Consider the following 26,154-nt stretch of genomic DNA (forward strand, 5'->3'; position numbering starts at 1 on the left):
TTGACCGCTTTTATAGTAACCTTGGATAGATTTATTAACAGAATAGGGGATTAACCTTGAACGATATGGTTAAAAATATTTTACTTTGGGTTGTGGTTGCCATCGTAATGATGACAGCCTATGAAGGCTTCAATTCTAATTTTGGTGCTAACTCAAATACTGTACCATACTCGACTTTTTTGAGTGATATCAAAGAAAATCGCTTAAAAGGTGTCGATTTTAAACAGAACAATGACACCATAGTAGTAACTAAAAATGATGGTGCAACTTACCAAACTGTAATGCCGATGTATGATGAATATCTAATGGCAGATTTGGCGAAAACCAATGCGGTAATTACCGGGCAACCGGCAGAACGTCGTGGATTGTTATCCCAAATTTTAATCTCGTGGTTCCCGATGCTACTATTAATCGGTTTCTACATTTTCTATATGCGACAAATGCAGGGCGGTGGTGGTCGTGGAGCAATGGGCTTTGGTAAAAGTAAAGCGAAAATGCTTACTGCAGATGAAGTCAAAACCCGTTTCTCTGATGTTGCTGGCTGTGATGAAGCAAAAGAAGAAGTGGGCGAGGTGGTTGAATTTTTGCGTGATCCAACCAAATTCCAAAAACTAGGTGGACGCATACCAAAAGGAATCTTAATGGTTGGTCCTCCAGGAACAGGTAAAACCTTATTAGCGAAGGCTATTGCTGGCGAAGCAAGAGTGCCGTTCTTCACAATGGCAGGTTCAGACTTTGTTGAAATGTTTGTTGGCGTGGGTGCTTCCCGTGTGCGTGATTTATTCGACCAAGCCAAGAAAAATGCACCTTGTATCATTTTCATTGATGAGATTGATGCGGTAGGCCGTAAACGTGGTGGAGCAGGCTTTAGCGGCGGGCACGATGAGCGTGAACAAACCCTTAACCAAATGCTTGTAGAAATGGATGGCTTTGAAGGCTCTGAAGGTGTAATTATTATCGCAGCAACAAACCGTTCTGATGTACTTGATGATGCTTTAACTCGTCCGGGCCGTTTTGACCGCCAAGTAACGGTTGATTTACCGAATGTAAAAGGTCGTGAGCAGATATTGAAAGTTCACTTGAAAAAAGTACCGCTTGCAGAAGGTGTTGATCCTATGCAAATTGCTCGCGGTACACCAGGTTACTCAGGGGCTCAGCTTGCGAACTTAGTGAATGAAGCAGCATTGTTTGCTGCACGCAAGAACAAACGTGTAGTCACAATGGAAGACTTTGAAGAAGCTCGTGATAAGATCAATATGGGGCCGGAACGCCGCTCAAATACGATGACAGAAAAAGAGATCATCAACACAGCGTATCACGAAGCAGGCCACGTTATTATTGGTTATTTAATGCCGGAACACGATCCATTAAATAAAGTGACCATTGTTCCTCGTGGTCAAGCCTTAGGTTTTGCTCAGTTCTTGCCAGAGGGTGACCGTGTAAGTGAAACCTTCACAAAATTAGAAAGCCAGCTTTCAACCTTATTTGCAGGTCGTATTGCGGAAGGCTTGATTTTTGGCGAAGACAAAATTACCACAGGAGCATCGTCTGATATTCATCGTGCAACCCAAATTGCTCGCGCAATGGTAACACAATGGGGCTTCTCGAAAGAGCTTGGACCAATCTTCTATCAAAATGAAGATGGAATGGGAGCGATTAAAGGCGTATCTGAAGAGTCGCAAAAACTCATTGATACCGAAATGCGTAAGATCATTGATAGAAACTATCAACGTGCAAAACAGACGTTAGAAGAGAATATGGACATCTTACACGCAATGAAAGATGCCCTATTGAAGTACGAAACGCTAGATAGTAAACAAATTGATGACTTAATGGCTCGTCGCCCAGTTAGAGAACCATCAGGTTGGACAGATACCCCAACCAAAGATGACAATGCAACCCCACCAAGCGGTGAGCAAGCGGCAGATACAACCTCTATTACCTTAGATGATAAGCCAGCTAAGGATAATAATATTGGTGATTCTCTTGCTGATACAAAAGCAGAAAACTAAGAGATAATTTAAAAGCCGAGAGTAAAAATTACTCTCGGTTTTTTGTTTACAAGCGGTCGTTTTTTGCTAATTTTTTGCAAATAGGGTAAAGAATTAACCTGTAATAATTTCTTTCCGTTTGTAACAAAATTTTTACTGGCAAAATCGTGCGTTCTCCTCTAAAATCACTCGATATTTTAATAAGAAAAACAGAGGTCATTATGCAATTTTTCAACATCGCCAATGAGGGGGTGAAATCACTTTCCCCTTATCAAGCAGGTAAGCCTATTGAGGAATTAGAACGTGAACGGGGCATTCAAAATATCATCAAACTAGCTTCAAATGAAAACCCGTTTGGTTTTCCTGAAAGTGCGAAACAAGCCATTATCAATCAACTTGATGATTTAACCCGTTACCCAGATTCAAACGGTTTTGAACTGAAATCAACCATTGCCAAAAAATTCAATTTACAGCCAAATCAAATTACCTTAGGCAATGGCTCAAATGATTTATTAGAGTTATTTGCCCACACCTTTGCCAGCGATAAAGATGAAATTATCTATTCACAATATGCGTTTATTGTTTATCCGCTGGTAACAAAAGCCATCAATGCCGTTGCTCGTGAAATTCCTGCTAAAAATTGGGGACACGATTTAGAGGGCTTTTTAGCAGCAATCAATGAAAAGACTAAACTCATTTTTATTGCAAACCCGAATAACCCAACAGGTAACTTCTTAACTCAAGCTGATATTGAGGTATTTTTAGCAAGAGTGCCAGCTAACGTCATTGTTGTGCTAGACGAAGCCTATACTGAATTTACGGCGACAGAAGAGCGAATTGATTCTTTCGGTTTATTAGTAAAATACCCGAATTTAATTGTGTCTCGCTCGCTTTCCAAAGCTTATGGTTTAGCAGGGCTTCGCATGGGTTATGCGGTGTCAAATCCTGAAATTGCGGACTTATTAAATCGTGTTCGCCAGCCGTTTAATTGCAACAGCCTTGCACTTGCTTCTGCGATTGCTGTGATGAATGACGATGCTTTTGTACAAAAAGTCGCAAAAAATAACAGCTTGGAAATGGCTCGCTATGAAGCATTTTGCCAAGCAAACGGATTAGACTATATTCCGTCTAAAGGTAATTTTATCACTATCGATTTTAAACGCCCTGCCGCCCCAATTTATGATGCATTATTGCGTGAAGGTGTGATTGTTCGCCCAATTGCAGGCTATGGAATGCCAAATCACTTACGTGTGAGTATCGGGCTACCTGAAGAAAATGACAGGTTTTTTACTGCATTATTAAAGGTTTTAGCTTAACAAGCGGTCTCTTTTATCAAAATTTTACAAATTATAGAAACAAATGGAAAAATTAACCTTAAACCCAATTTCCCGAGTAGAGGGAGAAATTAACTTACCCGGCTCAAAAAGCCTTTCTAACCGTGCATTATTATTGGCAGCATTAGCTAAAGGCACAACACGAGTAACTAATTTATTAGATAGTGATGATATTCGCCATATGCTGAATGCGTTAAAAGCCTTAGGTGTGTCTTACGAATTATCAGAAGACAAAACTGTTTGCGAGGTACAGGGTATTGGCGGTGCATTCCAAGCTCAAAATGGCTTATCGCTCTTTTTAGGAAATGCGGGTACGGCAATGCGACCATTAGCCGCCGCATTATGTTTAAAAGGCGAAAACAAGGCTCAAGTTATTTTAACAGGCGAGCCTCGAATGAAAGAACGCCCAATCAAGCATTTGGTTGATGCGTTACGTCAAGTTGGGGCAGAGGTGGAGTATTTAGAAAACGAAGGCTATCCACCGCTTGCGATTACAAACAGAGGTTTAAAGGGCGGAAAAGTACAGATTGATGGTTCTATCTCTAGCCAATTCTTAACTGCATTATTGATGTCTGCACCGCTCGCTAAAAATGATATGGAAATTGAGATTATTGGTGATTTGGTATCAAAACCTTATATCGACATCACACTCTCAATGATGAAAGATTTCGGTGTAACCGTTGAAAATCGTGATTACAACACATTTATTGTGAAAGGCAATCAAACTTATATAGCTCCACAAGGCAATTATTTAGTGGAAGGTGATGCTTCATCTGCCTCTTATTTCTTAGCTGCTGGGGCGATTAAAGGGAGCGTTAAGGTTACAGGTATTGGTAAAAAATCGATACAAGGCGACCGCTTGTTTGCTGATGTGTTAGAGAAAATGGGGGCAAAAATCATTTGGGGAGAGGATTTCATTCAAGCAGAACAAGCCCCATTAAAAGGCGTTGATATGGATATGAATCATATCCCTGATGCGGCAATGACTATTGCCACAACGGCGCTTTTTGTAGAAGGCGAGACGGTTATTCGTAACATCTACAACTGGCGAGTGAAAGAAACTGACCGTTTAACCGCAATGGCAACAGAGTTGCGTAAAGTGGGGGCAACTGTTGAGGAGGGAGAAGATTTTATCCGCATTCAACCGCTTGAATTAGATAAATTCCAACACGCAGAAATTGAGACCTATAACGATCACCGAGTGGCAATGTGTTTCTCATTAATTGCGTTGTCTAATACAGCGGTTACGATTTTAGATCCGAACTGCACGGCAAAAACATTCCCGACCTATTTCACTGAACTAGAAAAGCTATCGGTAAGATGAAAACAAAAAGGATTTAGTTTAAAACTAAATCCTTTTTTAATCTCTACTTATTATGCCCAACCACCGCTATTACGTCTGCGGCGAGGAATTAAGAGCGGCACAATCAAGCCAAGTAGTAAGCCAGCCCCTAATACAGCACCGCCGTAAATAAACCATTGAATCACAATTTCACGCTTTTCAGAATCGTGCATCGTTTCTAAATCACGGTTTTTGTTTTTTAAGATCTCAAGCTCACGTTTTAACTGTGCGTTTTCTTCCACTAAATCACTGCTTTTTTGAACCGCATCTTGCGTTCTACGCTGCATTTCTGCTGTGCGTTGTTGCCATTCATTGTCAATTTTACTTAAACGATTAGTTAAATCTTGAACTTGTTGGTTTAATTGTGGAATAAGCTCTTTTGGGCTTGCAGTATCACTTAAATCAGAGTTTAACACCCAGCCTTCACGGTTTCGGCTGTCTCTAATTAAGCTATAACGCTCTTTTTTATCTAATACTGTTACTTTTTCCCCTGCTTGGATTGCACCAGAAATTCTAAAATTATCTCCTGCACCTTTACGCATATAAGTATTCAGGTTTTCGCTAATATATTGCGTTTGAGCAAGTGTAGGAAGAGCAGTGTAGGATAACATTCCCACCAGTAAATAAACGATTTTTTTCATAATTCTCCTTGCAATCTAAAAAAGGAAAGGGGTAAACGAGTTACCCCTAAAGAATAGTAAGTGAATTAAATAAAAATTGCACTCAAAATATAGTAGATGATAATCGCAAGTAATGCACCTGCTGGTAATGTAACCACCCAAGAAGCGATAATATTACGGATTACACCAAGATTAAGTGCCGCAATACCTCGTGCAAAGGCAACACCAATTACTGCACCCACAAGTGTTTGTGTGGTAGAAATTGGCAGACCAGTACCAGATGCAATTACTACCGTGATTGAACAAGCAAATTGTGCCGCAAAGCCACGACTTGGTGTTAAATCAGTAATACCTGTACCGATAGTGCCCATCACTTTATGCCCCATTACTGCAAGACCAATTGCAATACCTACCGCACCTAATGGTAAAACCCAAGGAGCCATAACTGTTTTGCCATCGATAACACCTCCGTGATCTACAATAGAAACAACTGCAGCTAAAGGACCAATTGCATTCGCAACATCATTTGAACCGTGTGCAAATGCCATTGCACAAGCGGTAATCAGCATTAAAATACTGAATACTTTTTCTACACCGCTAAATGTAGCTTTTTCTTTTAAACTTGCTTTGAATGCATTGCTGCGAAGATAGAACACACAAATGATTGCACAAATCACAGAAATTACAGCAGAAAGAAGTGTAGTTTGTAAACCACTAAGATTTAAGCCGACGTGCTTTAAGCCTTTTTCTAGGGTGACGATACAAATAATAAATACCGTCAAGGCTGTATAGTAAGGCGCATATTTCTCAGCATTTGCCATTGGTTTATCTGTGTCAAATATCATTTTTTGTGTGGAAACAAAGATAAGATAAGCAATAACACCAGAAATGAAAGGCGTAACAAACCAGCTACCAACAATACCACCGAATTGAGACCATTGAACAGCTTCCATACCCACTGAAATAACAGCAAAACCAACAATAGCTCCGATGATGGAGTGAGTTGTTGAAACTGGCCAGCCTTTTTGAGAGGCGACAACTAACCAAATACCTGCAGCAAAAAGAGCAGACATCATACCTAGAATAAGAACTTCTGGATGACCGATGAAAGCTTCAGTTGAGATAACACCACTTTTGATTGTTTCCGCTACTTGACCACCTGCGAGATAAGCCCCAAAAAATTCAAAAACTAATGCAATATAAACAGCTTGTTTTGCGGTAATCGTACGAGAGCCAACGGCAGTTCCCATTGCATTTGCAACGTCATTTGCACCGATACCGAATGCCATAATAAAGCCGAAAATAGCCGTAATGACAACAATAATAAAACCGTAGTTGTTAATCAGTTCCATTGTACTTCCTATGATTTCGCTAACATTAACTCAATGCGGGAACCGATACGTTGTGCTTGATCGGCTAAAATACTGATACGCTCGATACATTTGTACAAGAACATTACATCAATCGGATTAAGCGTTTTTTCCAATGATAACAGGGTATGGCGTAATGTGATTTGGTATTGATCGGTATCGTCTTCGATTTGGTCAAGTTCTAAAATCATCTTATTAACGAAATCAAGTTCTCTACCTCTAAAGCCGGTTTCTAATAATTGATCCATTTCATCTAAAACTTTGCCGACTTGACGGCTGGCGTCAATACTACGAGAAAGGAATTTCTTAAAAAGAGGCTGCATTTCTGCAGGAATGACTAATTGGCGTCCGATAATGCGACCTGAAATATCTCTTGAATAATTTGCAAGTTTGTCTAGTTGCGTTACTAGCTCTAACAAATCCGTTCTTTCTAAAGGCATAAATAAGCCACGAGGAAGTTTTAGGCGGATTTCACGCTTTAGTGAGTCTGCACGGCGTTCTAAATCAACGATTTGACCGCGAACTAAAGAGGCTTTTTCCCAGTTATGTTCAAAAGTCGCGTCAAAAAAAGATTCTAACAATTCGCTACATTCTACAACTTTATTCGAGTGTTTTTGTAACGGTTTAAGTGGGGACTGGGCGAATAAACCTAAAATGTTATTCAGTGCCATAGGATATCTCCATAATGATAAATTTAAAATGACTTCCAATTTGAAATCTTGTGTATTTTACTTGATGTATCAGTAAAGATCACTGCATAACGCTTGTTTTTTAAACAGGTGATTGAGTTTTGTCAGAATTTTGCAAAAATTTAAACAAAATTGACCGCTTGTTATTGCTCTAATAAGGTATAAAAAATGCAAATTTCAATTTAATACAAATTCCGATAAACTATGCACTATTGAAAATAATCATTAATAGAGATAAAAATGGCAGAACATAACAGCACACTTCGTGAAAAAGTAAAAGATAAGCAAGTTGAGCAGATTAGCATTTCTCCGCACTCTATTGAAGCAGAGCAGGCAGTGCTTGGCGGTATTATGCTAAGTAACGATCATTGGGATAACGTGGCTGAGCGTGTACAATCACACGATTTCTATAATTATGCTCATCGCATTATTTTTGAGCAGATGGCGGATTTGGTGCGAGCAAACAAGCCGGTCGATATTATTACGCTTGATCAAGCGTTAAAAGACAAAGGTGTGCTACAAGATGTGGGCGGTTTTGCCTACCTTGCGGAACTTTCTAAGAACACTCCAAGTGCTGCAAATATTCTTGCCTATGCCGATATTGTACGAGATCGCTCCGATTTAAGAAGCGTGATTAGTGCAGGTAATCAAATTGCAGAAATGGGCTATAAAACCAAAGGGCGAAACTCCAAAGAGGTTTTAGACGAAGCCGAGCGAATCGTATTTGAAATTGCGGAAAAGCGAAATAATGCGAATGAAGGCCCGCAGCGTATTGATGATATTTTGCTGAAAACGTTGGCGAGAATGGATACCTTGTCTAAAAATCGCCATAACGGTGGAGTAACGGGCGTTTCCACAGGCTTTACCGATCTCAATAAAAAAACGGCAGGATTACAGCCTTCGGATTTAATTATTGTGGCTGCCCGCCCTTCAATGGGGAAAACCACTTTTGCGATGAATTTATGCGAAAATGCCTCACTGATTGATATTGAAGATAAAGACGATTTGGACGAACAAGGCAATCCGAAGAAAAAACCAGCAAAACCTGTGTTGATTTTCAGCCTTGAGATGCCTGCCGATCAGATTATGATGCGTATGTTAGCCTCACTTTCTCGCGTGGATCAAACTAAGATCCGAACCGGGCAGATTTCAGATGATGAAGATACCGCAAAAATTTCCACTACAATGGCGATTTTGCAAGAACGCAATAATATCTATATTGATGACAGTTCAGGCTTAACACCAACAGAGCTTCGTTCCAGAGCAAGACGTGTTTATCGTGAAAACGGTGGTTTGAGCCTGATTATGGTGGATTATTTACAATTAATGCGTGCTCCGGGTTTTTCCGATAACCGAACCCTTGAGATTGCCGAAATTTCTCGCTCATTAAAAGCCTTAGCTAAAGAGTTAGAAGTGCCTGTAGTGGCACTTTCTCAGCTTAATCGTAGCTTAGAACAGCGTGCAGACAAACGCCCTGTAAACTCGGATTTGCGTGAATCAGGCTCTATTGAGCAAGATGCGGACTTAATTATGTTTATTTACCGTGATGAAGTTTACAATGATAACTCTGATCTTAAAGGCATTGCGGAAATTATTATCGGTAAACAGCGTAACGGACCGATTGGACGAGTGCGATTAACCTTTCAAGGGCAATATTCCCGATTTGATAATTACAGTGGCGGACATTATGACGACGAATACTAAACCGATAACATTTTGTGCGATTTATAAAAGCAAAGCAAAAGATGAAATGTATCTTTATGTAGCAAAGCGAGATCAATTTGAACAGGTGCCAGAAGCGTTACGCCAAATGTTTGGCAAGCCTGAATTTGTGATGATGTTTAATTTAACGGGCGATAAACCACTTGTTCGAGCGAAGAATGACGAAGTGCTGCAAAAATTAGCAGAGCAAGGTTATTATTTACAAATGCCACCACCGCCTGAAAATTTGCATAAAGCCTTTTTAGCTCAACAAGTGGCACAACAAAAAGGGGAAAAATAATGCGTTGCCCATTTTGTTCCACCGAAGAAACCAAAGTAATTGATTCACGCTTGGCGGCAAATGGCTACCAAATTCGCCGTCGTCGTGAGTGTGTCAAGTGTAAAGAACGCTTTACCACTTTTGAATCAGCAGAGTTGGTTGTGCCTTATGTGATTAAAAATAACGGTAGTCGAGAGCCGTTTGATGTTGAAAAACTTAGAATGGGGCTAAGACGTGCTTTAAATAAACGCCCTGTCAGTGCTGATGATGTCGAAAAAGCGATTAGCCAAATTATCATTCAGCTACAAGCAATGGGCGAGCGAGAAGTGCCAAGCCGACATATCGGCACACTTGCAATGAATGCGTTAAAACAGCTAGATAAAGTGGCTTATATTCGTTTTGCCTCAATTTATCTGAGTTTTAGCGATATTGAAGAATTCACAAAAGAAATTGAAAAATTAAAAGAGTAAAGGATCAATATGTTAGCCATTATTTCCCCCGCTAAAACCCTTGATTTTGAAACAAAAATTGATGGATTTGCATTTTCTCAGCCAAATTTAACCGCTTACAGTCAAGAGTTAATTGATATTTGCAAACAACTTTCGCCTGCGGAAGTTGGGAGTTTGATGTCAATTAGTGATAAGTTAGCCGCTCTGAATGTCGCTCGCTTTACCGAATGGCAACTTGAGCATAACGAACAAAATGCAAAAGCAGCGATTTTTGCCTTTAAGGGCGATGTTTATACAGGGCTAGATGCAGAAACCTTAACCAAAGAGCAAATAGAATATGCTCAAACACATTTACGTATGCTTTCAGGTTTGTATGGTTTATTAAAACCGTTAGATTTAATGCAGCCATATCGTTTGGAAATGGGTACAAAATTAGCGAATCCCAAAGGTAAAGATCTTTACGCCTTTTGGGGAAATACGATTACTGAAAATTTACAAAAAGCGATTGATGAACAAGGCGATAATATCTTAGTGAATCTCGCCTCTGATGAATATTATGGGGCAATTAAGCCGCAAAATCTAAATGCCACAGTCATCAAGCCCGTCTTTTTAGATGAGAAAAACGGTAAATATAAAGTAATCAGCTTTTACGCTAAAAAGGCAAGAGGAATGATGGTTCGCTTTATGCTAGAAACTCAACCAACCAACGTTGAACAACTCAAACAGTTTAACTACGGCGGTTATTGGTTTGATGAAGAAAGCTCAACGGCAACAGAGCTGGTTTTCAAACGAGAAGAACAAAATGGTTAAGCGTTTATTGAGCGGGCGAATGTTATTCGCTCCTACTGTTTTGATAATGGCAGGCTGTGTTAGCCAACACAAGCCATTTTCTGTGCCAGAAAAAGTCAATTTTCAAGGTCAAACTTACGTTAAAGTAACCGCAAATCAGCTTGATGAAATGCAGCATTTACTTTACTTGCCTGAAATTGGCGAGAAAAATCCTGAAAATTGGGAAAAAGGCATTTTGTTTTTCTTAGATAAAAATAGTAACAAACAAACGTTAGAGCAGAGAGCCGCTTTTCGCCAATCTAGTTTTAACAAAAAACAAAATGTACTTGCGGATATCAATATTCAGAACAGTGAATTACAAAGTCAGGTAATTTATCCGCCAACAGAGCGATTTAACAATGTGATGTTAGAAGTAACTCGTGGGCGTAATTTGAATTGTGGCTATGGTCAGATTCAGTTTTCAGATAAAAGATCGCTAAATAAAGCAGAGTTTGCAAAAAAATCAAAAAAATTGACCGCTTACAACCAAGCAATGGTGCAACTTGCCCTTGAGTTTAACCAACTTGCTTGGTTAGTTGAATGTAGAAAATGACAGAAAATTATAACAAATTAGTGAAACGAGCAGCGAACTTTGCCATTATTGTGGCAGTTTCACTTATTATTATTAAAGCCTTTGCGTGGTGGCAAACAGGCTCAATTTCTATTTTAGCGGCAATGACCGATTCGGTTGTGGATCTGTTTGCCTCGCTTACCAATATTCTAGTACTGCGTTTTGCGTTGCAACCAGCTGATGATAATCACGCTTTCGGGCACGGCAAAGCAGAATCTTTGGCGGCTCTTGCTCAAAGTGCCTTTATTTCGGGTTCAGCGGTGTTCTTGCTGTTGCAAGGCTTCCATAAATTAACTAACCCAGAATTGATTAACCAATCCCATATTGGTGTTATTGTGAGTATTGTTTCTATTGTTGCAACGGCGATTTTAGTGCTATACCAACGCTATGTGGTAAAAATCACGCAAAGTCCGGCGATTGAAGCAGATTCATTACATTATCAAACCGATTTATTTATGAATGCGACGATTTTGTTGGCAATGTTACTTAATGGAGCAGGCTTCATTTATGCAGATGCCATTTTTGCGATTGGTATTGCACTTTATATCGCATTCAATGCAGTCAAAATGTTTTGGGAAGCGGTGCAGACTTTGCTTGATAAATCTTTGCCTGATGAAGAAATCGAACGTATTAAAGAGATTGCTTCGCATCACCCCAACATTTTAGGCATTCACGATATCCAAACTCGCCGTGCTGGGGCAGTGCGTTTTATTCAATTACATTTAGAGCTAGATGATCACTTAACGCTTTTAGTGGCTCACGAAATTACTGATAATCTTGAGCAAAAATTACTGGCGGCATTTCCTATGTCAAAAGTGATTATCCATCAAGAGCCAACAACGGTGGTTAAGCAAGAATTTCAAGATATGGTAGAGAATATTTAATGTATCAAGTTATCGTGCATTTTAGTTATCAAAATTTTGAGCAAGACCCAGTTACCTTAATTAGCCAAGTGTTAAATCAATGGTTATATAACGGGCAAGTCATCGGTAGAGAAATGCCGATTACCTTTCATCAAACTGAATTTCAAGCAAGAGTTTGCACGCCTGAGCAAGAGAGTTTATTGCCTGTTAATAATAGCGAAGAAGTGAATGAAGCACTATTACAAGCGGTCGAAAATGGCGTAAATTTTACCGGTTTTGAAATTGTTGGGCGTGATTATCAAGGCGAAGAAACGAGCCATAATAAACAGCCTAAATTCCAAATGCTATACACAACGCATTTAGATACCTGTTCGCCACTTTATGACGGAGACCAATTTGCCCCAATTCCACTTTATCGTCTAAAAGATCAAGCATTAAGCGAAGCATTGCTAGAGTGGCAACAAAATTGGCAAGCTTGCGATCTCTTGCAAATGAAAGGATTTGTTTTAGAGGAAAATGCGTTAAAGCAGATCGCTGATAATCGAAGTGAACTGGCATTACTCGGTTTAGATTTATGCAAACAAGTAGAAGAAAAAACGCAGATTCCGACTTTTTACTATCTTTATCGTTTAGGAACAGATAAAGAGGAAGAACATAATCGTAAGTGTCCGTTTTGCAATGGGGAGTGGAAATTGGCAACGCCATTGCACGATATTTTTCACTTCAAATGTGATCATTGCCGCTTAATTTCTAACCTAAGTTGGGAGTTGTTATAACTTTTAGTTATATTCAAGTGACAATTCGTCTTTTAGAAATGCCGTAAACATAATAATCTTGCGGCATTTTTTATTATATAACTATTTAATTAGGAGGCTTTGTGCTTATTCTCAATTTAGCGGTGTTTGCTGCTATTTTATTTTTACTGGCGAGGATTTATAACTCGACACAAAAACTAGGGCAAACCGTATTTATCGGTTTAGTGTTAGGTCTTGCAAGCGGTGTGATTTTACAAACGTTTTATGAAAAGCCACTGATTGATGCAACGCTCGATTGGATCAATTTAGTGGGGAATGGTTATGTCCGCTTATTGCAAATGATCGTAATGCCACTCGTGTTTGTTTCAATTCTATCGGCAATTACTCGTTTAAAAGAAGCGGGAGCATTAGGCAAAATTAGCTTTGGTGTACTTTCTGTATTATTAGTTACCACAGCTATTGCTGCACTTATCGGTATTGCGTTAGTTTATCTGTTCGATCTTTCAGCAGAAGGTTTAGTAGCCGGTACTCGTGAAATTGCTGCACAAGAACGAGTTGCAGGGCGTGTAGAGCAGGTGAGTAATTTATCTGTGCCAGCAATGTTACTTTCATTTATTCCAAGAAATCCGTTCTTAGAATTAACTGGTGCCAATCCAACTTCCATTATTAGTGTAGTTATCTTTTCAAGTTTATTGGGTTTTGCCGCATTAAGTTTAGGCAAAGAAGATAGAGATTTAGGTGAGCGTATTGCTCAGGGGGTAGAAACCCTAAATAAATTAGTGATGCGTTTGGTTCGTTTTGTTATTCGCTTAACTCCTTACGGTGTGTTTGCCTTAATGATCAAAATGGCAGCCACATCACAATGGGTGGATATCGTCAATTTAGGTAGCTTTATTGTTGCGTCATACATTGCAATCGGATTGATGTTTGTAGTACACGGTATCTTGCTTTTTGTTGCAAAAGTAAACCCGTTTGATTATTACAAAAAAGTATTACCAACCTTAAGTTTTGCATTTACTTCACGCTCAAGTGCGGCAACGATTCCACTAAATATTGAAACGCAAACGAACAAATTAGGTAATCACAGTGTAATCGCAAACTTTGCCGCAACCTTTGGGGCAACCATCGGTCAAAATGGTTGTGCGGGAATTTACCCTGCAATGTTAGCGGTAATGATTGCACCAACAGTTGGCGTTGATCCATTTAGCTTAAATTACATTTTGACCTTGATCTTAGTGGTGGCGATTTCATCATTTGGGATTGCAGGTGTAGGTGGTGGTGCAACATTTGCTGCGATTGTTGTACTATCAACCTTAAACTTACCGATTGAATTAGTGGGACTGTTAATTTCAGTTGAGCCAATTATCGATATGGGACGCACCGCATTAAATGTAAATGGTGCAATGGTGGCAGGCACAATCACCAATAAATGGGTAAAACCTGAATAAAAGAGACGAGAAAGGGCGATTTAATCGCCCTTTTTGATTGATTTCAGATAGTTATTCAATCCATTCAATCACTTCTTCTACAGGCTTGCGTGATTTTTTCTTAATATCTTTGTTGCGATAACCAAAGGTAACCATACATGAAATACCATATTCATTGAGATCAAATAAGCCTTCATCGGCTAAAATTTGATTGACTTTATCATAATGAAAACCTTCAATCGGGCAAGAATCAATACCGATTAAAGCCGCACCAGTCATCATATTCCCTAATGCGATATAGGTTTGTTTGGTACTCCAATCAAATAAGGTTCTTTCGCTTTCTAAAATTTTCATATCTTCTTCTTGGAAACTTTTATAGCGAGCGATAGAGCCTTCAATTTGCTCCTCTGTTAAACCACGTTTAGTCAGTGAATCTCTTAAATATGGCGAGTCATAGCGGACATTTTTCTTAGCAAGAATAATCACTAAATGGCTCATTTCTTCCATTGGGTGTTTAATTCCCCAAGAGAAAGGGGCAATTTTGCTGCGAATTTCAGGATTTTGTAGCACTAAAAATTTCCAAGGCTCAGAACCTACCGAACTTGGCGAAAGACGAGCGAGTTCTAAAATGTAATCCATATCTTCTTTGCTGATTTTGCGAGCTGGATCATAACTACGGCAAGCTGAACGGAAATTAAAAGCCTCTAAAACTTGTTGTTTACTGATATTGAACATTGTTGTTTCCTTTGTTAGCTGAAAAATATTACTTATCATAACGCTTTTAAGAGCTAATGCCAATTTCATCACTAGCACTTGCAAAGATATGAAAAAATATAACCGCTTGTAGTCAAATCCTTTACCTTAAAAATCAACAATTTAGCGTGGCTTCACATTTACTTTTATCCTTTAAAGTATTATCATCTCACCAATTTTAAATCATCAAGTTATTAGAGGATAGAATGCACAACTTAGAAGGTTTAGTTGCACAAGCCGTTGATGCGGTAAATGCAGCGAATGATATTGCGACATTAGAAGCATTGAAAGTGGAATATTTTGGTAAGAAAGGACATTTTACTGCCTTAATGCAAGGCTTGCGTGATGTGCCGGCAGAAGAACTCCCAGCCGTTGGTCAAAAAATTAATGATGCGAAACAGATTGCACAAAATGCGTTAAATGAGAAAAAAGAAAAACTCGAAGCCGAAGAGCTAAATGCAAAATTAGCTAATGAAAGTATTGATGTTTCATTGCCCGGTCGTAAAACAGAATTAGGTGGTTTGCACCCGGTTTCTATTACCATTGAACGTGTTGTTAAATTCTTCTCTGAGTTAGGTTTTTCGGTGGCAAACGGCCCTGAAATTGAAACGGATTACTACAACTTTGATGCACTCAACATTCCTGCTCATCACCCAGCTCGTGCCGATCATGATACTTTCTGGTTCGATGCAAATCGTTTATTAAGAACTCAAACCTCTGGCGTACAAATTCGTACAATGGAAAATGTAAAACCGCCTATCCGAATTGTAGCTCCAGGTCGTGTATATCGTAACGATTATGACCAAACCCACACGCCAATGTTCCATCAAATCGAATTATTATATGTGGATAAAAAAGCAAACTTTACCGAGCTAAAAGGGTTAATCCACGATTTCTTAAAAGCCTTCTTTGAAGAAGATTTACAAGTGCGTTTCCGCCCGTCTTTCTTTCCATTCACAGAACCTTCGGCTGAGGTTGATGTAATGCGTCAAAACGGTAAATGGTTAGAGGTGTTAGGTTGCGGTATGGTTCACCCGAATGTATTACGCAATGTTGGTATCGACCCTGAAGAATACAGCGGTTTTGCTGTGGGTATGGGCGTTGAGCGTTTAACTATGCTTCGCTACAATGTAACGGATTTACGTTCATTCTTTGAGAACGATTTACGTTTCTTAAAACAGTTTAAATAGTATGGGATTTTTCCCTTCTCCCTGATTTTTATTCTGAACGAATAAAAATCTGCCCCTTCTTCCACAAGGGGAGAGGGTAATGTAAGCGGTTAAAAATTTAGAAAATTTTGCAAATTAAAGGATAGAAATAATGAAATTCAATGAATCTTGGTTGCGTGAATGGGTAAACCCAGAAATTAGCACAGAGCAATTATGCGACCAAATTACAATGTTAGGTTTAGAAGTTGATGATGTAGAACCTGTAGCGGGTAGTTTTTCTGGGGTAGTTGTTGGTGAAGTTGTTGAGTGTGCTAAACACCCTGATGCTGATAAATTGCGTGTAACAAAAGTGAATGTCGGTGGCGAACGCTTATTAGATATCGTATGTGGTGCACCGAACTGCCGTCAAGGTTTAAAAGTCGCTTGTGCAGTTGATGGTGCAGTTTTACCGGGCGATCTCAAAATTAAGAAGACCAAATTACGCGGTCAGCCATCAGAAGGTATGCTTTGTTCTTACTCTGAATTAGGCATTAAAGAAGATCATAGCGGTATTATTGAGTTGCCTGCAGATGCGCCAATCGGTCAAGATTTCCGTGAATATTTAAATTTAAATGATGTGGCGATTGAAATCAGTTTAACGCCAAACCGTGCTGATTGCTTAAGCATTGCTGGTATTGCTCGTGAAGTGGGTGTGATTAACCGAGTTGATGTTAAAGCCCCAACAATTACGTCTGTTCCTGCAACGATTTCTGATAAAGTGGTGGTTGAATTACAAGCGCCAGAGGCTTGCCCGCGTTATTTAGCTCGTGTGGTTAAAAATGTGAATGTAAAAGCAGTTTCGCCATTATGGTTACAAGAAAAATTACGCCGCTGTGGTATTCGCTCAATCGATCCGATTGTTGATATTACTAACTTAAGCCTTTTAGAATTAGGTCAGCCAATGCACGCCTTTGATGCAGACAAAATTGAGGGCGGCATTCAAGTGCGTATGGCAAAAGAAGGCGAAGAATTAGTGTTATTAGATGGCACAACAGCAAAATTACAACCGAATACACTTGTAATTGCCGATAGCAAAGGTGCACTGGCAATGGCGGGTATCTTTGGTGGCGAAGTAAGTGGTGTAAGTGAAAATACTAAAGATGTAGTATTAGAGGCAGCATTCTTTGCGCCGTTAGCGATTACAGGTCGAGCTCGTCAATATGGCTTACACACTGATGCTTCTCATCGTTTTGAGCGTGGTGTTGATCCTGAATTAACACGTCAAGCAATGGAACGTGCAACTGCACTATTATTAGAAATTTGCGGTGGCGAAGCAGGCGAAATTGTAGAAGCAGTAAGTGAAGAAAATTTACCAAAACGTAATACTGTCACGCTTAGACGCAGTAAATTAGATTCGGTAATCGGTCATCATATTGAAGATGAAACGGTAACGGATATTTTAACTCGCTTAGGCTTAAAAGTAACATTTGCAAATGATACTTGGACAGCTGTTGCTCCAAGCTGGCGTTTTGATATTGAGATCGAAGAAGATCTGATTGAAGAGGTTGCTCGAATTTACGGCTATAACAGCATTCCAAATAATTCGCCACTTGCTCATTTAACAATGAAAGGTACGCCTGAAAAATTACTTGAGGCAAACCGTATCCGTACCGCTTTAGTGGATAGCGATTATCAAGAAGTAATTACTTATAGTTTTGTCGATCCGAAAAAACAAGCGTGGTTACACCCAGAGCAAGAGGCATTAATTCTACCAAACCCAATTTCAAGTGAAATGTCGGCAATGCGTGTATCTTTATTAACCGGCTTATTGGATACAATCGTATATAACCAAAGTCGCCAACAGAATCGAGTGCGTATTTTTGAAGCTGGTTTACGCTTTATTCCAGATAACAATGCAGAATCTGCGGTACGTCAAGAGTTTGTATTTGGTGCGGCGATTGTAGGCGATAAACGCCCTGTGCATTGGGAAAATAAAGCAGAAGCTGCGGATTTCTTTGATTTAAAAGGCGATATTGAACGTGTGCTTTCTCTCACTTCTGCCCGTAATGATTTACAATTTGTGGCAAAACAGTTCCCAGCGTTACATCCGGGGCAATCTGCTGCCATTATGCTAGATGGCAAAGAGATCGGTTTTATTGGTACAATTCACCCATCAATCGTGCAAAAATTTGGCATTAAAGGTAAGCCGATTGTATGTGAGATTTTAGCATCAGCGATTGCAGAGCGACCGGTAGCACAAGCGGGCGAAATTTCTAAATTCCCTGCAAATAACCGTGATATTGCGGTAGTGGTTGATGAAGCTGTTCCAGCAGGCGAAGTGTTAGAAACTTGTCGCCAGGCAGCAGGTAGTAAATTAGTGGGCTTAAACTTATTCGATGTTTACCGTGGTGCAAATTTAGCGGAAGGTAAGAAAAGTTTAGCGATTAGTTTGACTGTTCAAGATAATGAAAAAACATTAGAAGAAAGTGAAATCAATGCGGTCATTCAAGCAGTATTAGCTGAATTGGCAACTCGTTTCAATGCGGTACTTCGTGATTAGTCAGTAAATAAAATATGGCTGGTGTCATATCAGCCATAAAATAAATAAGGATCAATTATGGCACTTACCAAGATTGAAATTGCAGAAAATCTAATTGAAAAATTAGACTTAGAAAAGCGTGTTGCTAAGCAATTTGTTGAATTATTTTTTGAAGAAATTCGAGTATCTCTAGAGAAAGGTGAGGAAGTTAAATTATCAGGCTTTGGTAATTTTTCTCTGCGAGAGAAAAAAGCGAGACCGGGTCGTAATCCTAAAACAGGCGAAAATGTAGCAGTATCTGCACGAAGAGTAGTCATTTTCAAAGCCAGCCAAAAGTTGCGTGATCGTGTTGAACAACCAAATATTCAGTCAGGAAAATAAATTATCTTTCAGGGGTAGATGATAAAGAAAATATTCAGTATCAGGAGTGTAAGATGAAATTAGTGAGAAGGTGGTTATCATTAGGGGCTTTGTTAGCAAGTGCAATTATATTGTCAGCTTGTTCTAGCTCAGATAAATCAGTTTCCAAAGCACAAGCAAAAAGTAAAATTTATCATTCAGAGTATCACGCTGATCTAGCTGATCCTATTATGGCAATCAGTCGTTTGAGTGAACAGCAACACGAATGGAAAGGCACACGTTATCGTTTAGGTGGCAATAGTAAGTCAGGTATTGATTGTTCTGGTTTTATGCAAGTTACCTTTAGAGATTTATTCGGGATTAGCTTACCAAGAACAACTAAAGATCAAGCTAAAGAAGGGCAGCGTATATCTAAACGGGATCTGAGGACGGGTGATTTAGTTTTCTTCAACACAGGTAGAGGCCCAAACGGCAAACACGTTGGAGTCTATGTTAAAAATGGGCAATTCTTACATGCTTCAACAAAAGGCGGTGTGATTTATTCTGATATGAATTCACCTTATTGGTCAAAAGCATTTTGGCAGGCCCGCCGTTTATAATTCACTTTCAAGGAATTTATAATGCTGAAAAAAATTGGACAATCAGTCATTTTTGGACTTTTTTGTGCATTTTTAATTTTATTTGTTGCACCATTATTTCAAAATGTAGGTGTATTTACAGCATTCAATCAAAAAGAGATTATTAGTTATAATTCAGCCGTTAAAATTGCTTCTCCTGCGGTGGTAAATGTATATAGTCGAAATTTTAGTCCAGAGCACTCTACTTTTGAGGTAGAAAACCTAGGTTCTGGAGTAATTATGAGTAGTAATGGCTATATTTTAACCAATAAGCATGTTATTGAAAATGCAGATCAAATTGTTATTGCTTTACAAAATGGGGTTATTTCCACTAATGTTAAATTAATTGGAGATGATTCATTTACGGATTTAGCTGTTCTAAAGATTGATGCTGAAAATCTACCAACTATTCCGCAAAATTTGGATAGAAAATTAGAAATTGGTGATGTGGTACTTGCTATTGGGAATCCGTTAAATTTGGGGCAAAGTATCACGCAAGGTATTGTTAGTGCGATTGGTCGTAAAACCTTAACTGAAAGTGGAAGGCAAAACTTTATTCAAACCGATGTGTCTATCAATCAAGGAAATTCAGGTGGTGCATTAATTAATACGGCCGGAGAATTAATTGGTATCAATACATTACGTTTTGGGAAGAATACTAATGAATTATCTGAAGGTTTAAATTTTGCAATCCCTATTAATCTGGCGAATCAAATTATGAACAAGATTATTAAAGATGGTCGTGTGATTCGTGGTTATTTTGGGGTTAGTACCGATTTACTCGACACAGCGAAAATGCAAGGTTACGAAAAAGGTGTAATTATTGCGAATGTAGATAAAAATGGCCCAGCGGCAAAAGCAGGTATTGAGGCTGGCGACTTAGTGCTTAAAGTTGGGAATATTGATGCTCTTTCTCCCTCGCAAATGATGGAAGAGTTAGCGGAAATGACACCTTATACTAAGGTTAAAGTAGTGGTACAACGTGGAGATCAATTACTTAACTTTGATGTAACTATTACTGAATTACAAGCACAATAAGGTAAATAATGGAAAAAATAGTTATTACAGTTGATGGACCTAGTGGTGCAGGCAAAGGCACATTGTGTCACGCTTTGGCAGAAAAATTAGGCTTCGATTTCCTAGATTCAGGGGCGTTATACCGCATTACTGCCTTAAGTGCAGTTAAAAAAGATGTTGCCCTTGACGATGAAGAAAAATTAGCAGAATTAGGGCGCTATTTAAATATTCAATTTGTGCCTCAAAATGGCGAAATTAGCGTAATTTTAGATGGCGAAAATGTAGGAGATCAAATTCGTACTGCCGAAGCAGGGCAAAATGCTTCTAAAATTGCTGCTTTTCCTAAGGTTAGAAGGGCGTTATTAGAACGTCAAAGAGCATTTAGCACGGAAAAAGGATTAATTGCTGATGGGCGAGATATGGGGACGGTTGTGTTTCCAAATGCTCAAATTAAGCTCTTTTTAGACGCAAGTGCAGAAGAACGCACAAAAAGACGTGTAAAACAGTTGCAAGAAAAGGGATTTAATGCTAACTTTGATGAGATATTAGCTGAGATAAAAGAGCGTGATTTCCGTGATAGAAATCGGGTAGTTGCTCCTCTTGTTCCAGCTAAAGATGCGTTATTGTTAGATTCAACGCATTTATCTATTGATGATGTGATTAAACAAGCATTAGATCATATCGCTCAATATATTAAATTTTAGTTTGTGGCTTTACATAGGATTTGTTTAGCTTTTATTACCAACCCCGTTTAACAGGACGTTAGATGGATGTTTATTTTATAGAAGATTTATTATGTCAGAATTATCGTTTGCTCAACTACTTGAAGAATCATTTTCAGCTACACCACGTTTAGGTGATGTTGTTAAAGGTACTGTTGTTGCTATCCAAAAAGGTTATGTTATTGTTGATACAGGTTTCAAATCTGAATCATCAATTCCAGCGGAAGAATTTACTAATGCCCAAGGTGAACTTGAAGTTCAAGTTGGTGATGAAGTAGATGTTGTTCTTAAAGCTGTTGAAGATGGCTTCGGTGAAACAGTTGTTTCTCGTGGTGATGCAAAACGTAACGAAGCTTGGATTGCTTTAGAGAAAGCATTTGAAGAACAAGCTACAGTTATTGGTTTCGTAAATGGTAAAGTAAAAGGTGGTTTCACTGTTGAATTAAACGGTGTACGTGCATTCTTACCAGGTTCATTGGTTGATATTCGTCCTGTTCGTGATTCTTTAAATTTAGAAGGCAAAGAGTACGAATTTAAAGTAATCAAATTAGATCAAAAACGTAACAACGTAGTTGTATCCCGTCGTGCTGTTATCGAAACAGAAAGCAACCAAGATCGTGATGCTGTATTAGCAAACTTAGTTGAAGGTTCTGAAGTTAAAGGTACAGTTAAAAACTTAACTGACTACGGTGCATTTGTTGATTTAGGTGGCGTTGACGGTTTATTACACATCACTGATATGGCGTGGAAACGTGTTAAACACCCAAGCGAAGTGGTTAATGTAGGTGATGAAGTTACTGTTAAAGTATTAAAATTTGATAAAGAGAAAACTCGTGTATCATTAGGCTTAAAACAATTAGGTCAAGATCCTTGGGCAGTAATCGCTGAAAACCACCCGGTAAATAGCAAATTAACAGGTAAAGTAACTAACTTAACTGATTACGGCTGCTTCGTTGAAATTTTAGACGGTGTTGAAGGTTTAGTTCACGTTTCAGAAATGGATTGGACAAACAAAAACATTCACCCATCTAAAGTAGTTAATGTAGGTGATGTTGTTGAAGTAATGGTACTTGAAGTTGATGAAGAGCGTCGCCGTATCTCTCTAGGTTTAAAACAATGTAAAGCAAACCCGTGGGAACAATTTGCAGCAACTCACAACAAAAACGATAAAGTATCAGGTAAAATTAAATCAATTACTGATTTCGGTATCTTCATCGGTTTAGAAGGTGGTATCGATGGTTTAGTTCACTTATCAGATATTTCTTGGAATATTTCAGGCGAAGAAGCTGTTCGTAACTACAAAAAAGGTGACGAAGTTGAAGCAGTAGTTCTACAAGTTGATGCAGTTAAAGAGCGTATTTCTTTAGGTATTAAACAATTAGAATCTGATCCATTCACAAACTTTGTTGATGGTGCAAAAAAAGGTGAAATCGTTTCAGCTACAGTAGTAGAAGTTGATGCTAAGGGTGCTAAAGTTGAATTAGCAGGTGGTGTGGAAGGTTATATCCGTGCAGCAGATTTAAGCAGTGAAGTTGCAGTAAATGATACAGTTGAAGCAAAATATACCGGCGTAGATCGTAAATCACGCATCGTTCACTTATCTGTTCGTGCAAAAGACCAAGCAGAAGAATCAGCTGCAATTGCTCAAGTGAACAAAGAAGAAGTTGCAGTACCAAATGCATTTGCTGAAGCTTTCAAAGCAGCTAAAGGTGAATAATTAGTACTTAGCCAATCAATTAAATGGGTATGTTTGATGCATACCCATTTAAACTTAAATTGCTATTTTAAATATTCATTTAATTATGAGTGATTATTTAAAATTGCTATAACGATTTTGATGAGGAAGATATGACCAAATCTGAATTAATTGAGAGTTTATTGGCTAAAAATCCAAATTTGCATATTAAAACAGTAGAGAATTGTGTAAAAGAGATTTTAGAACATTTAACACTAACCTTAGAAAAAGGTAAGCGTATTGAAGTAAGAGGTTTTGGTAGTTTTTCATTACATTATCGTCAACCTCGTGTAGGACGTAATCCTAAAACAGGGGACAGTGTCACGTTATCTGGGAAATATGTGCCTCATTTTAAAGCAGGTAAAGATTTAAAAGAGCGAGTGGATATAGTCTAATTCTCATCAAATTATAAATTTCTGTAGTGAAGGAGATGATATGATTAAGTATATTTTTGGTATTTTACTTGTTATTGCTGTTATTATTGTTGCAATTACAATTGGTGCGAATAATGATCAACTTATTGCTTTCAATTATATTATTGCCCAAAGTGAATTACGTCTATCAACATTAGTTGCAATTTTATTTGGATTAGGGCTAATTTTAGGCTGGTTAGTAACGGGTATTTTTTACTTAAAAGTGAAAGTGCAAAATATTGCATTAAACCGCCGTGTAAAACGTCAAGGTCAGCAGATAACTGAATTAACCACGCCAAAGGTTGAATAATCAATGCTTGAATTATTGTTCCTTTTGTTGCCTATTGCCGCATTATACGGTTGGTATATGGGGCAGCGTAGTGCAAAAAAGGATCAAGAAACTGTCAATAATAAGTTTTCTCGTGAATATGTTACGGGATTGAACTTCCTTTTATCTAATCAACAGGAAAAGGCAGTTGATCTTTTCCTTTCTATGCTACAAAAGCAAGAGTCTGAAAATCAAATCTCGACTGAATCCCAATTTGAAGCTGAATTAACCTTAGGTAATTTGTTTCGCTCAAGGGGTGAGGTTGATAGAGCTTTGCGTATTCATCAAGCCTTAGAAAATAATCCTGACTATTCATTTGAACAGAAATTGCTCGCTAAACAGCAATTGGCTAAAGATTTTATGGCGGCAGGTTTTTATGATCGAGCAGAAAATTATTATATTTCATTAGTTGATGAACCTGAATTTGCTAAACATTCCTTATCTCAACTGACGGTAGTTTATCAAAAAACACGAGAATGGAAGAAAGTAATTAATGTTGCTGAAAAGTTACTAAAAATTTCGCCAGAATCCGATAAAATTCCATTATCTCATTTTTATTGTGAATATGCACAAGTGGTCAAATTTGACGATAAAATTGCATTTGTAGAAGTGTTAAACAAAGCTTTAGATTATTACCCTCAATCTACACGAGCTTCGATAATGCTAGCTGATTTCTATTTGGAACAGGAAGAGTTTAGCAAAGCATTAGGTTATTTTGAGCAAATTCTACAACAAGATCCTGATTATATTAGTGAAGTGCTTAGTCGAGTGAAGCAATGTTATATCGCTCTAAATGATCCTAATGGATATGAGTTGTTCTTGATTAAAGCTAATCAAGTCAAACATAATAGTAGCGTAGATATTGCATTAACCGAATTTATTGAAGAGAAAGATGGTATTAATGCAGCACATTCTAAATTATATCAGCAGCTAAGTGCTTATCCGAGTTTGATTACTTTCCATCGATTCATTCGATATCAAGCGGATTTTGCGGAAGAGGGAAATGGTAAAGAGAGTTTGGTGTTACTGCATAATATGGTGGGGAATCAAATCAAGAAAGGTTTTCAATATCGTTGCTTAAATTGTGGTTATCAAAGTTATCGCTTAATGTGGCAATGCCCATCTTGTAACCAATGGGAAAAAATTAAACCGATACAGAGTATCGATGGTCTTATCTAATAAAATTAAGGAGTTCAGTATGAACAATAAAGTCATTGTTGCTTTAGATTATGAAACGGAACGTGAGGCACTGGAATTTGTGGATTTAGTTGATCCATCACTTTGTCGTTTAAAAGTGGGCAAAGAGATGTTTACCACATTAGGTACAAATTTCTTAAAACAGTTACACGACCGTAAATTTGATGTATTCCTTGATTTAAAATATCACGATATTCCAAATACCGTTGCCCGTGCAGTACGTTCAGCCGCTGATTTAGGCGTATGGATGGTAGATTTACATGCTTCAGGCGGCTTAAAAATGATGGAAGATGCGAAAAAAATCTTAGAACCTTATGGCAAAGATGCACCATTATTGATTGCGGTAACGGTTTTAACCAGTATGGAAGATCTAGATTTATTACAAATTGGTATTAATGCTTCACCAATGGAGCAAGTCATTCGGTTAGCACATTTAGCTCAGCGTGCAGGTTTAGACGGGGTTGTCTGTTCACCACAAGAGGTTGAAGTATTACGCACACATTGTGGGGAAGATTTCAAATTAATCACACCGGGTATTCGCCCGGAAGGGAGTGATTTTGCTGACCAACGCCGTGTAATGACACCAAAACAAGCGATAGAAACAGGTTCAGATTTCTTAGTCATTGGTCGCCCGATTACCCAAGCGGCTGCTCCATTAGCGGTACTCAAATCCATAAATCAATCTATTAATGGTTAATCAATAGGCGGAATTTTCCGCCTTTTTAAATGATACAAGCGGTCATATCTGAGGAAAAATTTGCAAATGACATTAGTCTATTCAACCGAAACAGGCAGAATTAAGCCAGAAATTATGAAAGAAGAACGCCCAAAAGGCGATGGGATTATTCGCATTCAACGCCAAACCAGTGGGCGTAAAGGAAAAGGTGTTTGTGTGATTACGGGGCTTGATTTAGATGATAAAGCTCTTAATTCGCTTGCTTCAGAGTTGAAGCGTAAGTTAGGCTGCGGTGGTTCGTTTAAAGAGGGGATTATTGAAATTCAAGGCGATAACCGTGAACTGATTAAACAAATTTTGGAAGGAAAAGGTTTTAAAGTAAAACTTTCTGGAGGCTAAAAAAGTGGGGAAATCATTTGTAGAAGATCA

The 26,154-nt window shown here is 38.5% G+C and carries 27 protein-coding genes; 23 read left to right on the forward strand and 4 right to left on the reverse strand.

Annotation, left to right across the window (positions count from 1 at the left end; all coding sequences use genetic code 11):
- The first annotated feature begins 65 nt into the window (after window positions 1-65).
- From ftsH to aroA, 3 genes are all read left to right on the forward strand, one after another.
- Window positions 66-2,012 (forward strand): ATP-dependent zinc metalloprotease FtsH, encoded by a 1,947-nt coding sequence (ftsH, locus tag ACERCF_RS01775; protein ID WP_373624415.1) that lies wholly within the window; start codon window positions 66-68, stop codon window positions 2,010-2,012.
- 200 nt (window positions 2,013-2,212) lie between these two features.
- On the forward strand, window positions 2,213-3,307 hold the full coding sequence (gene hisC, locus ACERCF_RS01780) for a histidinol-phosphate transaminase (protein WP_373624416.1): 1,095 nt from the start codon (window positions 2,213-2,215) through the stop codon (window positions 3,305-3,307).
- A 43-nt stretch (window positions 3,308-3,350) separates the two neighbouring features.
- On the forward strand, window positions 3,351-4,649 hold the full coding sequence (aroA, locus tag ACERCF_RS01785) for a 3-phosphoshikimate 1-carboxyvinyltransferase (RefSeq protein WP_373624417.1): 1,299 nt from the start codon (window positions 3,351-3,353) through the stop codon (window positions 4,647-4,649).
- Window positions 4,650-4,699: 50 nt separating this feature from the next.
- On the opposite strand, the gene ACERCF_RS01790 is transcribed toward aroA, so the two are convergent.
- The 3 genes from ACERCF_RS01790 to ACERCF_RS01800 form a co-directional block, all read right to left on the reverse strand.
- Window positions 4,700-5,278 carry a TIGR04211 family SH3 domain-containing protein gene (locus ACERCF_RS01790; protein ID WP_373611484.1) on the reverse strand — a complete coding sequence of 193 codons (579 nt, stop codon included), beginning with the start codon at window positions 5,276-5,278 and terminating at the stop codon, window positions 4,700-4,702.
- Between the two features lie 95 nt (window positions 5,279-5,373).
- The gene (locus tag ACERCF_RS01795) at window positions 5,374-6,639 is read right to left on the reverse strand and encodes an inorganic phosphate transporter (protein ID WP_373624418.1); all 1,266 of its coding nucleotides are present in this window, start codon (window positions 6,637-6,639) and stop codon (window positions 5,374-5,376) included.
- A gap of 8 nt (window positions 6,640-6,647) precedes the next feature.
- Window positions 6,648-7,328 (reverse strand): TIGR00153 family protein, encoded by a 681-nt coding sequence (locus ACERCF_RS01800; protein WP_373611470.1) that lies wholly within the window; start codon window positions 7,326-7,328, stop codon window positions 6,648-6,650.
- 258 nt (window positions 7,329-7,586) lie between these two features.
- On the opposite strand from ACERCF_RS01800, the gene ACERCF_RS01805 reads away from it, so the two are divergent.
- From ACERCF_RS01805 to ACERCF_RS01840, 8 genes are all read left to right on the forward strand, one after another.
- Window positions 7,587-9,050, forward strand: a complete 1,464-nt coding sequence (locus ACERCF_RS01805) for a replicative DNA helicase (RefSeq protein ID WP_373611469.1) — start codon at window positions 7,587-7,589, stop codon at window positions 9,048-9,050.
- Window positions 9,034-9,348: a YcgL domain-containing protein gene (locus tag ACERCF_RS01810; protein ID WP_373624419.1), complete on the forward strand. Its 315-nt coding sequence runs from the start codon at window positions 9,034-9,036 to the stop codon at window positions 9,346-9,348. Before ACERCF_RS01805 ends, ACERCF_RS01810 begins: the two co-directional genes overlap by 17 nt.
- Window positions 9,348-9,797, forward strand: coding sequence for a transcriptional regulator NrdR (gene nrdR / locus ACERCF_RS01815; RefSeq protein WP_373611467.1), 450 nt, complete (start codon window positions 9,348-9,350; stop codon window positions 9,795-9,797). Before ACERCF_RS01810 ends, nrdR begins: the two co-directional genes overlap by 1 nt.
- A gap of 9 nt (window positions 9,798-9,806) precedes the next feature.
- Window positions 9,807-10,586 (forward strand): peroxide stress protein YaaA, encoded by a 780-nt coding sequence (gene yaaA / locus ACERCF_RS01820; RefSeq protein ID WP_373624420.1) that lies wholly within the window; start codon window positions 9,807-9,809, stop codon window positions 10,584-10,586.
- Window positions 10,579-11,157, forward strand: a complete 579-nt coding sequence (locus tag ACERCF_RS01825) for an ABC transporter ATPase (protein ID WP_373624421.1) — start codon at window positions 10,579-10,581, stop codon at window positions 11,155-11,157. The genes yaaA and ACERCF_RS01825 overlap by 8 nt, the downstream gene beginning before the upstream one ends.
- Window positions 11,154-12,059 carry a cation diffusion facilitator family transporter gene (locus ACERCF_RS01830; RefSeq protein WP_373611464.1) on the forward strand — a complete coding sequence of 302 codons (906 nt, stop codon included), beginning with the start codon at window positions 11,154-11,156 and terminating at the stop codon, window positions 12,057-12,059. The genes ACERCF_RS01825 and ACERCF_RS01830 overlap by 4 nt, the downstream gene beginning before the upstream one ends.
- The gene (locus ACERCF_RS01835; protein WP_373624422.1) at window positions 12,059-12,814 is read left to right on the forward strand and encodes a Zn-ribbon-containing protein; all 756 of its coding nucleotides are present in this window, start codon (window positions 12,059-12,061) and stop codon (window positions 12,812-12,814) included. The genes ACERCF_RS01830 and ACERCF_RS01835 overlap by 1 nt, the downstream gene beginning before the upstream one ends.
- 101 nt (window positions 12,815-12,915) lie before the next feature.
- A complete protein-coding gene (locus ACERCF_RS01840) occupies window positions 12,916-14,241 on the forward strand; it encodes an L-cystine transporter (RefSeq protein ID WP_373624423.1) in 1,326 nt (441 codons plus the stop codon).
- Between the two features lie 51 nt (window positions 14,242-14,292).
- On the opposite strand, the gene ACERCF_RS01845 is transcribed toward ACERCF_RS01840, so the two are convergent.
- Complete coding sequence (locus tag ACERCF_RS01845) at window positions 14,293-14,955, reverse strand: NAD(P)H-dependent oxidoreductase (protein WP_373611461.1); 663 nt, start codon at window positions 14,953-14,955, stop codon at window positions 14,293-14,295.
- Window positions 14,956-15,179: 224 nt separating this feature from the next.
- On the opposite strand from ACERCF_RS01845, the gene pheS reads away from it, so the two are divergent.
- From pheS to yciH, 12 genes are all read left to right on the forward strand, one after another.
- Complete coding sequence (gene pheS / locus ACERCF_RS01850) at window positions 15,180-16,163, forward strand: phenylalanine--tRNA ligase subunit alpha (protein WP_373624424.1); 984 nt, start codon at window positions 15,180-15,182, stop codon at window positions 16,161-16,163.
- A 130-nt stretch (window positions 16,164-16,293) separates the two neighbouring features.
- A complete protein-coding gene (gene pheT / locus ACERCF_RS01855) occupies window positions 16,294-18,681 on the forward strand; it encodes a phenylalanine--tRNA ligase subunit beta (RefSeq protein ID WP_373624425.1) in 2,388 nt (795 codons plus the stop codon).
- Between the two features lie 57 nt (window positions 18,682-18,738).
- Entirely contained in the window at window positions 18,739-19,041 is a 303-nt protein-coding gene (locus tag ACERCF_RS01860) for an integration host factor subunit alpha (protein WP_373611458.1), read from the forward strand.
- 53 nt (window positions 19,042-19,094) lie between these two features.
- A complete protein-coding gene (locus tag ACERCF_RS01865; RefSeq protein ID WP_373611457.1) occupies window positions 19,095-19,619 on the forward strand; it encodes an NlpC/P60 family protein in 525 nt (174 codons plus the stop codon).
- A gap of 21 nt (window positions 19,620-19,640) precedes the next feature.
- Window positions 19,641-20,675, forward strand: a complete 1,035-nt coding sequence (gene degS, locus ACERCF_RS01870; RefSeq protein WP_373624426.1) for an outer membrane-stress sensor serine endopeptidase DegS — start codon at window positions 19,641-19,643, stop codon at window positions 20,673-20,675.
- An 8-nt stretch (window positions 20,676-20,683) separates the two neighbouring features.
- A complete protein-coding gene (gene cmk, locus ACERCF_RS01875) occupies window positions 20,684-21,358 on the forward strand; it encodes a (d)CMP kinase (RefSeq protein WP_373624427.1) in 675 nt (224 codons plus the stop codon).
- Between the two features lie 91 nt (window positions 21,359-21,449).
- Entirely contained in the window at window positions 21,450-23,093 is a 1,644-nt protein-coding gene (rpsA, locus tag ACERCF_RS01880) for a 30S ribosomal protein S1 (RefSeq protein WP_373624428.1), read from the forward strand.
- Window positions 23,094-23,224: 131 nt separating this feature from the next.
- Window positions 23,225-23,506, forward strand: a complete 282-nt coding sequence (locus tag ACERCF_RS01885) for an integration host factor subunit beta (RefSeq protein ID WP_373611453.1) — start codon at window positions 23,225-23,227, stop codon at window positions 23,504-23,506.
- 40 nt (window positions 23,507-23,546) lie between these two features.
- A complete protein-coding gene (locus ACERCF_RS01890; RefSeq protein ID WP_373611452.1) occupies window positions 23,547-23,834 on the forward strand; it encodes a LapA family protein in 288 nt (95 codons plus the stop codon).
- Between the two features lie 3 nt (window positions 23,835-23,837).
- On the forward strand, window positions 23,838-25,031 hold the full coding sequence (gene lapB / locus ACERCF_RS01895) for a lipopolysaccharide assembly protein LapB (protein WP_373624429.1): 1,194 nt from the start codon (window positions 23,838-23,840) through the stop codon (window positions 25,029-25,031).
- 19 nt (window positions 25,032-25,050) lie between these two features.
- Window positions 25,051-25,746, forward strand: a complete 696-nt coding sequence (gene pyrF, locus ACERCF_RS01900; RefSeq protein WP_373624430.1) for an orotidine-5'-phosphate decarboxylase — start codon at window positions 25,051-25,053, stop codon at window positions 25,744-25,746.
- Window positions 25,747-25,812: 66 nt separating this feature from the next.
- Complete coding sequence (gene yciH / locus ACERCF_RS01905) at window positions 25,813-26,124, forward strand: stress response translation initiation inhibitor YciH (RefSeq protein ID WP_373611449.1); 312 nt, start codon at window positions 25,813-25,815, stop codon at window positions 26,122-26,124.
- Window positions 26,125-26,154 lie beyond the last annotated feature (30 nt).

Origin of the sequence: Mannheimia kashgarensis (assembly GCF_041807705.1) — a bacterium.
Classification (GTDB): Bacteria; Pseudomonadota; Gammaproteobacteria; order Enterobacterales; family Pasteurellaceae; genus Mannheimia.